9 protein-coding genes are annotated in these 8390 nt (G+C 69.7%); 4 read left to right on the top strand and 5 right to left on the bottom strand.

All coding sequences use genetic code 11. The annotated features are described in order from the left end of the window. Positions 1-247: alcohol dehydrogenase catalytic domain-containing protein (locus tag G4D87_RS28690; RefSeq protein ID WP_163785895.1), on the bottom strand; the 247-nt coding region annotated here is incomplete at its 3' end. Between the two features lie 317 nt (positions 248-564). On the opposite strand from G4D87_RS28690, the gene G4D87_RS28685 reads away from it, so the two are divergent. Then, on the top strand, positions 565-2799 hold the full coding sequence (locus G4D87_RS28685) for a M4 family metallopeptidase (RefSeq protein ID WP_163785894.1): 2235 nt from the start codon (positions 565-567) through the stop codon (positions 2797-2799). Positions 2800-2882: 83 nt separating this feature from the next. On the opposite strand, the gene G4D87_RS28680 is transcribed toward G4D87_RS28685, so the two are convergent. Both G4D87_RS28680 and G4D87_RS28675 read right to left on the bottom strand, forming a co-directional pair. Beyond that, on the bottom strand, positions 2883-3713 hold the full coding sequence (locus G4D87_RS28680; RefSeq protein ID WP_163785893.1) for a metallophosphoesterase family protein: 831 nt from the start codon (positions 3711-3713) through the stop codon (positions 2883-2885). Between the two features lie 20 nt (positions 3714-3733). Beyond that, complete coding sequence (locus tag G4D87_RS28675) at positions 3734-4093, bottom strand: response regulator (protein ID WP_240358682.1); 360 nt, start codon at positions 4091-4093, stop codon at positions 3734-3736. Between the two features lie 141 nt (positions 4094-4234). Here G4D87_RS28675 and G4D87_RS28670 point away from each other — a divergent pair, with 141 nt between their 5' ends. Next, on the top strand, positions 4235-4600 hold the full coding sequence (locus G4D87_RS28670; RefSeq protein WP_043710359.1) for a helix-turn-helix transcriptional regulator: 366 nt from the start codon (positions 4235-4237) through the stop codon (positions 4598-4600). Between the two features lie 8 nt (positions 4601-4608). On the opposite strand, the gene G4D87_RS28665 is transcribed toward G4D87_RS28670, so the two are convergent. Both G4D87_RS28665 and G4D87_RS28660 read right to left on the bottom strand, forming a co-directional pair. Beyond that, complete coding sequence (locus tag G4D87_RS28665) at positions 4609-5814, bottom strand: DUF790 family protein (protein ID WP_163785891.1); 1206 nt, start codon at positions 5812-5814, stop codon at positions 4609-4611. A gap of 1 nt (position 5815) precedes the next feature. Further along, entirely contained in the window at positions 5816-7195 is a 1380-nt protein-coding gene (locus G4D87_RS28660; protein WP_163785890.1) for a DEAD/DEAH box helicase family protein, read from the bottom strand. Positions 7196-7300: 105 nt separating this feature from the next. Between G4D87_RS28660 and G4D87_RS28655 the strand changes: the two genes are divergently transcribed. Together G4D87_RS28655 and G4D87_RS28650 are read left to right on the top strand one after the other, a co-directional pair. Further along, a complete protein-coding gene (locus tag G4D87_RS28655; RefSeq protein WP_163785889.1) occupies positions 7301-7750 on the top strand; it encodes a DMT family transporter in 450 nt (149 codons plus the stop codon). A 13-nt stretch (positions 7751-7763) separates the two neighbouring features. Beyond that, entirely contained in the window at positions 7764-8171 is a 408-nt protein-coding gene (locus G4D87_RS28650) for a response regulator (protein WP_163785888.1), read from the top strand. Positions 8172-8390: the final 219 nt, after the last annotated feature.

Below are 8390 nucleotides of genomic sequence, written 5' to 3'. Positions count from 1 at the left end.
CCCGCTGCCCAGGCTTCACCGCCGCGCCCGCGGGCGCCCGCCGCACCACACCCGCCACCTCCACGCCCGGGATGAAGGGCAGGGCGGGCTTGAGCTGGTACTGCCCCCGGGTGAGCAGCAGGTCCGGAAAGCTCACCCCAGCCGCCACCACGTCGATGAGCACCGAGTCCCCCGCCTCGGGCTCGGGCACGTCCACCAGTTGGAGCCCCTCAGGGCCGTCCAGCCGCTGTAGCTGCAATGCGCGCATCGTTGCCTCCCGGACAGGCAGCGTAATGGCCAGCCACGTCGATGCCAGTGTCGCCGCACGCGCGCGGGCGGACCCGGGGTTCCGCACGGAGTTCACACGATTCGTGGAAAACCGCAGCCTGCTTGGATGACCCGTCACGTCACGTGACAGAGGGCCCGCACTGCCAGTAGACCCTGCAAGTCCATGAAATTAAAGGTATAATCGCAATTAGCCTGAAATCTTAGAAGTGGATAATAGCTGAAATAATCGCGCAACCTTGAAATTCCCGTCAGCCCTGTGGCATCGTGCTTCCTAATCTTTCCACTTAGGAGGATTACATGGTGCAGAAGAGAGTGCGCGGAGCGCTGGGTATCGCGGCGCTGTCTGTCGTCGTCGGTTGCAATGAGTCCACCCCTGCCCCCGAGGCCGACAAGCCTACGGATGCCGCGAAGGCGGCGACGCTGGAGAATGGCGCGAAGGTCATTCTGACGGACAACCAGAACGTGGCGAAGTTCGTCACGGGTCTGTCGATTCCCCTGCCGGAGATTCCCGCCGCGGGCCCCAAGGCGCTCAACGCCGCCGCGCTGGCGCCGGTCATCGACAGCCTGGCGCCGATGTTCCGCCTGGACCCGGCCAACCTGGTCTTCAAGAAGGCGCAGACGGACAAGCAGGGTGACGTTCACTACCGCTATGCCGTGAAGCACAACAACATCCTGGTGCTGGGCGGCGAGCTGCGCGTGCACGCGCGCAACGGCAAGGTGTTCGCGGCGAACACCAACGTCCGCGGCGACCTGCGCGCCGAGCTGAAGCCGGCCATCGCGGGTGAGGTTGCCACGTCCTCGGTGGACTCCGACCGCGAGACGCTCAAGGGCTGGGTCACCGACAAGAACCCGGAGCTGGTGTACTGGCGCATCGATGACGAGCTGCGCCTGATGTACAAGGTCGTCCAGCACGGCAACAAGGCGGACGGCACGCCTGTTCGCGACTGGGTCCTGGTGGACGCGCGCAACGCCGATGTGATGCTGCGCATCCCGCAAATCAAGGAGTCGCTCGACCGCCGCCTCCACGACGGCAACAACACCACCACCCTGCCGGGCGCGCTCGTGCGCTCCGAGGGCCAGGCGCCGGTGGCGGACCCCGTGGTCAACACCAACTACGACCACCTGGGCACCGTCTACGACTGCTACAACACCCTGTTCGGCCGCGACTCCATCGACAACGCGGGCGGCACGCTCATCAGCACGGTGCACCACCGCGTCAACTACGTGAACGCCTTCTGGGACGGTACCCAGATGGTGTACGGCGATGGCGACGGCGTGACGGCCACCAACCTGGCCAACTCGCTGGACGTGACGGCGCACGAGCTGACCCACGCCGTGACGGACAACGAGTCGGACCTCATCTATTCGGGTGAGTCCGGCGGCCTGAACGAGTCGATGTCCGACGTGTTCGGCGCGGTGTGCGAGTGGTACGGCGACGGCGCGGACGAGGTCTCCCCGCGTCACTGGCTGATTGGCGACGACGTGTGGACCCCGTCCATCCCGAACGACGCCCTGCGCTACATGAATGACCCGGCGCAGGACGGCGACTCGCTGGACCACTACCACAACTACGTGCCCGGCACCGGCGTGCACTACAGCTCCGGTATCTCCAACCTGGCGTTCTACCTCCTGTCGCAGGGTGGCACCCACCCGCGCGGCAAGAGCACCATCGTCGTGGCGGGCATCGGCATCGAGAAGGCCGCGCAGATCTTCTACAAGGCCAACACGTTGATGGTGCCGACGTCCAACTTCGAGGCCGCCAAGGCCATCACCGAAGAGGCCGCGCTGGAGCTCGGCTACGACGCCGCCACCATCGAGTCGGTGTCGAACGCGTGGAAGGCCGTGGGCGTCAGCGTCCCGGTTCCTCCGCCGCCGACGGACCCCATCGTGAAGGACGAGCCCGTCGTCGTGTCGGGTGGCGCCAACGAGAAGAAGTACTTCGAGGTCACGATTCCGGAGGGCGCCTACAACCTGAAGTTCACCCTGTCGGGTGGCACGGGTGACGCGGACCTCTACGTCCGCTACAACAGCGCGCCCACCACCGCGCTGTACGACTGCCGCCCGTACGCCGGTGGCAACAACGAGGTCTGCAACTTCCCGGCTCCGCAGCACGGCAAGTGGTACGCGATGCTGAACGGCTACCGCGCGTACTCCGACGCCACCCTGACGGTGACCTGGGAGGGCGGCTTCATCCCCATCGAGAGCGGCATCGCCGTGGAGAACCTCACGGGCGCGGCGGGCTCCTCGCAGGTGTTCATCCTCGAGGTGCCGGAGCGTCGCCCGGGCCAGGGGAAGAACAACATCTACATCCAGACGGGCGAGGGCAAGGGCAACCCCGACCTCTACGTCAAGCGCGGTGGGGCTCCGTCGCACGCGGACTACGACTGCCGCAGCGTGAAGGAGCACCAGTCGGAGAAGTGCAACCTCATCAACGCGCCGGCCGGCCGCTACTACATCGAGGTCTTCGGCGCGAAGGACGGCTTCGAGAACATCGTCCTCATCGGCTCCTTCCTCGAGCCGCTGCCCAAGTAGTCTGAAGTGACGGCGCGGCCTTGGTCCGCGCCGATGAGGCCCCGGGTGCTCCGCTTCACGCGGCGCCCGGGGCTTCGTATTTTCTACGGCGTGGGGCCGGGCAGGATGACGCGCAGGCAGCTCTCCCACGCGTGCACGCCCCGGTACTTCCACTGCATGGGGTAGCCCAGCGACACCTCTTCGAAGCGCACGTTGTCGCGCCACAGCGTCGCGGGCATGTGGAGGTGGCCGGTGACGACGACCTCCGCGCGGTAGCGGGTGTGCCAGTCCTCCGTCTGCTTCGTCCCGCACCAGATGGAGAAGCGGGGGATGCGCGGCAGCCGCACGTGCTCGTAGCGCAGCGGGTAGTGGTTGATGAGGACGGTGGCGCAGCCCGGGGGCAGGGCGTCCAGCCGGGCCCGCGTGGCTTCGACGCGCGCGGCGCACCAGGCGGAGCGGCTGGCGTGGGGCTCGGGGTGCAGCAGCACCTCGTCGGTGCACAGCAAGTCATCCTCCCAGGCCCACTCCAGCGCCTTGTCCGCGGGCACATGGTCCGGACGGAACGTGTAGTCGTAGCCCAGGAACATGGGGACGATGACGCGCTCGGGGCCAGGGCCGGGCCAGCGGGGGTAGGGGTCCTCCGGCGTGAGGGCGCCGTAGCCGCGGCACAGGCTCACCAGCCGCTGGTAGCGCGCCTCACCCTTCAGTTGCGGCTGCTCTGACGGCAGGGTCCACAGCTCGTGGTTGCCGGGCACCCAGATGACCTGCCGGAAGCGCTGGGTGAGGGTGCTCAGCATGAGCTCCATCTCCGACAGCGTCTCGCCCACGTCCCCCGCGACGATGAGCCAGTCCTCCGGGTGGGCCGGAAGCGCCTGGAGCGCCAGGCGGTTGTCGTTGTGGCGCAGGTGCAGGTCGCTGATGGCGTAGAGCTTCATGGCGAGTCGAGGGGGGCACCTTAACGCGGGCTCCCCTCGGATGCCGCACCGATGCCCAGCATCCGCAGCAGGGCATGCACCTCCCAGGGCGGCGCGGCGCGGTCCATCCAGGTGATGTCCCGCGCCAGGGGCGGCAGCACCGCGTGCAGCGCGCAGGCGGTGCGTGGGTGGCGCGCGCGCACCTGCTCCAGCAGGCCCAGCCCGTCCCCGTCCGGGAGCAGATCGCCCGTCACCACCACGGACGGCGCCTCTTCCTTCACCAGCGCGAGGGCTTCCTCCATGCAATGGGCGAAGCGCTTGCCGCCGGGCAAATCCCTCACGAGGCGCCGCAGCGCCGCGAGTGAACGTGGGTCTTCATCCACGAACAAGAAGGTCAGCATGTTCTTCGCGCCAGCAGGGTGAGACCTGTGTGGTTGGCCAAACGCACGAGGTTGCCTACCTACAAGACTACTCAGGAAGTTCTTGGATGCCAACCTCTCAAGTCATATCGACATGGGCGGACCCGCCAGGTTAACGACCCCATGGAAAAGACTCTCGCATCCCGCCTTGGCGGAGCGGCACGCCTTGCTCGGACCCGCCTGAACCTGACGCAGGCCGACGTGGCGGAGCGCATTGGCATCGCGAGCGAAGTCTATGGCCGGCTCGAGCGCGGCCACATGCTGCCGAGCATCCAGACGTTCCGCAGGTTGTGCACGGTGCTCTCCATCTCCGCGGACGAGGCGCTGGGCCTCAAGCCGGTGCAGGAGGTGAAGTGGGCCGCCGAGCCGCCCAGCGACTACGGCGAGTCCGCCGAGCTGCGGCGGCTCATGCGCCGGGCCAGGCAGTTGGACCGGACGTCCATCCGAATCCTCAGCGTGCTCGCGGCGCAGTTCAAGCCGCGCGGCTGACGCGCCGCTCATCGTCCGGGCTCCAGCCTCGCCAGGCGCTCCCGCAGCTTGCGCGCGGAGGGGAAGCCGTTGAAGAGCACCACCTGCGGGTGGGCCTCCAGCGCCGCTCGCTCCACGGCCTCCCTGGCCAGCGCCCGGTCCACGCCCAGCAGCAGGCCCGCGTCCGGCCGCGAGCGCAGCTCCGTCAGCCGCCGGGCCAGGGGCGCCGCGTGCCACGCGTGGAAGAGCTCCAGCGCGACCTCTCTCCTGGACGCGCGGTGGCGGAAGGTGAGGTCCGGCACGCACAGCCCGGAGGCGCCCACGTGCCGGGGCAGGGGCGTCAGGTCCAGCTCCCACGCGTCATCCGCGAAGCCCTCCGCGAGCGAGGCCACCTCCGGAGGGATGTGACCCAGGGCGGCGGGTAGGGGCGAGCGCAGCGGGTCCTTGTGGCTGAGCATCAGCGTGGCCTGCCGCCGTGAAGGCTCCACGGTGGCGGTCAGCTCCCAGCGCTCCAGCACCGGCACGACGGACAGGAAGGTCGCCAGCTGCAGGCCGTACTTCTTCTGGAGCGCCAGCATGGCTCCGGGGCCCTCCACGTCGAGCGCCCAGTTGTCGTCGTCGCGCCACACCTCGGCCACCAGGCGGCAGAACTTGAGCCACCGGAGCACCTTGCGCACGCGCAGCAGGTCCGGCGCCTGGGCGCGCAGGCGGAGGCGCCGCGCGGACAGCAGGGGGCCCTGCGCCAGCGCCAGGTTGTAGCGATCCAGCAGGTCCTGCGCGTCCAGCCCCTCGCCGTCCCAGCCCACCAGCCGGCGGTGGCCGGGCAGGTCCGAGTACAGCGCCTCGCGGGCCTCGGCCAGGGGGATGGGGAGCGTCTGGGCCAGCCGCGCCTCGAAGTCCTCGACCGAGGCGTCGGGCGGCAGGGCGCGCAGGACGTGTCCCGCCGCCTTGATTCGCTCCCAGCGGGCCTCCGTCACGCCGGGCGCGGGCTCGTCGAAGAGGAGCCGGTCCTGCACCAGCTTCACCAGGCCGCGCGCCACCTTGGGTTTGGTGAAGGCGCCGGCCTTCAAGCCCAGCGACTCCTCGATGTCGTCGCGCTGGCCGCCGCGCGACGCTTCCACCTCCGCGAGCAGCCCCTGGGCGAAGGTCAGCAGCTCCGCGTCATCGCGCTTCACGAAGACGGGGCGGAGCACGCCCTGGCGCACGCGGAAGTTGAGCAGCTCGCGCGTCAGCATCTCAGCCCCCCTCCTGATAGGCGCCGTGCTGGCGTCGCCGCTCGCTGATGCTGCTCTCCGCCGTCTGCGCGGAGCACACCTCGTACAGCAGGGCGCGCTTCCCCGGCCGCTTGCGGAGGATGCGCCCCAGCCGCTGCACGTGCTCGCGCACGCTCGCGCTGCCGCTGAGCACCACGCCCACGCGCGCCTCGGGCACGTCCACGCCTTCGTTCAGCACGCGCGAGGTCAGCAGCACCGGCAGCTCCCCGGACGCGAAGGCCGCCAGCAACGCCTTGCGCTCCGGCACCGGCGTGTGGTGCGTCAGCGCGGGCAGCAGGAAGCGGCGCGCCAGCGTGTACACCGTCTCGTTGTCGTCGGTGAACACGAGGACCCGGTCGTCCCGGTGCTCCAGGAGGATGCGCCACAGCACCTCCTGCTTGCCGCTGGACGTCAGGGCAATCCGCCGCTGCTCGCGGTAGGCGCGGTACGCCGCGCGGCCCTCGTCGCTGCGCTGGCTCTGCGCCAGGAAGCGCGCCCACCCGTCCGGCGCGGAGAGCGGCACGGCCAGCCTGCGCACGAAGCCGAGGTACAGCGCGCGCGCCGTGTCGTAGCGCGCCTTCTCGTCGGGCGTCAGGGGGACCTCCACCCGCTTCACCTCGTAGGGCGCCAGGTATTCACCCTGCAGCTCCCGGATGTCCGAGCGGTGCACGCGGGGGCCCAGCAGCTCCTCGCAGACGCGCTCGCCGCCATCGGCGCGCTCCAGCGTCGCGGTGAGGCCCAGCCGGTACGGCGCCAGCGAGCCCTCCGCGATGAAGCGGTAGCTGGGCGCGGGCAGGTGGTGGCACTCGTCGCACACCAGCAGGCCGAAGCGGTTGCCGTGGAACTCCGTCTGCATCGCCGCCGAGTCGTACGTCGTCACCGTCAGCGACTGCCGGTCATTCACGCCGCCGCCCAGCAGGCCCACCGGCACGGAGAAGTGGCGCGCCAGCACGCCCTGCCACTGCGTCATCAAGTCCAGCGTGGGCACCACCACCAGCGTGGGCCGCTTCACGTGGGCGATGGCGAGCACCGCCAGCAGCGTCTTGCCCGCGCCCGTGGGCAGCTCCACCAGGCCGCGTCCGCCCGCGCGTGTCCACGCCTCCAGCGCCTGCTGTTGGTGCGGAAAGGGTTGGATGGGCGAGGTGAGCGGGAGCTCCAGCGGCTCGAAGCGCTTCGCCTTGTCCTCGTAGGGGATGCCCAGCTCCCGCAGCCGCAGCACCGCGTCGCGGTAGTGCCTGGCGGGCGCGCGGTAGACGCCGGTGCGTCCGTCCCTCTGGAAGAGGGTCCGCAGGCGGGCATCCTCTGGCAGCGTGGGCGCGACCAGGGTGCCGCAGTCGAAGTGGAGCTCGGTGGGCGGCGGCATCGGCGTGAAGGGACCTATCCGGTCATCCTGGGTTTCGCCAGCCTCATCGGGGACGTGGGGGGTAGGCTTGCAGGGGGGCGCTGTTCACGGTACCCAGCGCGCCGCATGCGCTTCATCACGCTCGTTCCCATGTTGTGTGGCCTGGCAGTCGTGGCCCAGGCCGGTCTCAACCGTCGCTTCGCGGGCCAGTGGGGCCTGATGAGCGCCGTGCTCCTGAACATGGTGGTGGCGACGGCGGCCACCTTCGCGGTGTACCTCGCCGTGCGCGCGGTGCCGGGGCTCTGGCCGGAGGCCGCGGCGGGGCAGGGCCGCTTGAGTGGCTTCACGCCCTGGCACCTGGTGCCGGGCCTGTGCGGCGTCATCATCGTGCTGGGCATGCCCTGGGCCATGAGCCGCCTGGGCGCGGTGCAGTCCGCCCTGCTGCTGATGGCGGCGCAGCTCCTCACCAGCCTCGTGTGGGATGCGATGGTGGAGGGCCGCCCCGCGACGCTCCCCCGGGTGCTGGGCTCCAGCCTCGCCTTCATGGGGGCCGCCATCGCCGTCTGGAAGGGCTAGATTCAGCCTCGAGATGCGCCGGGTCCTCATCGTCAGTCCTCATGCGCCTTCGCGCGAGCTGCTGCGGCGCATCCTCGAGGCGCCGGACCTGGCCATCTCCGTCACCGGGGATGCGGACGACGCCTTCTCCTCGCTGACGTCCCGGCCTCCCGCGCTGGTGGTGGTGGACGTGCGCCGCCCGGATGAGGACCACCCGCTCTTCCTGGGCCTGCTCCGCAAACGCCACCCGACGCTTCCCGTCATCGCGCTCGTCCCTGGCAGGCTGCGCATCTTCGACGGGCGGCACGAGCGTGTGCTCGAAGCCTACGGTGACACCGCCGAGTCACTCCATCAGATGCTCGTCTCGCTTCAGCAGGCCCTGCACGAGCTGCTTGCCCAGGACTCGCTCCGGCTGTGGCGCCCACCTGTCGGGCGCGCCTGAAGGGCTTCGTCTTCGCTGCGACAGTGGACCGGTACGGCGGGACGGCGCGTTCGGCCCGCGAGCGTAGTTTTTTCCGGCCGCCGCCCGGCTCCGCGCCCGCCCCTGGGTGCCATTTCTTCGTAAGTCTCTGAAACAATTGGCGTTTCGTGCTCCGGCTGGCATGGCACGGTGAATGCTATGGGGTTGGGCACGGTGCGACGCGGGCCGGCGGATGGGGAT

The sequence above is a fragment of the Myxococcus vastator genome (genome assembly GCF_010894475.1).
Lineage (GTDB): Bacteria > Myxococcota > Myxococcia > Myxococcales > Myxococcaceae > Myxococcus > Myxococcus vastator.
Note: the sequence above shows the minus strand (reverse complement) of the source record. Positions and strands in the feature narration are given on the sequence as shown.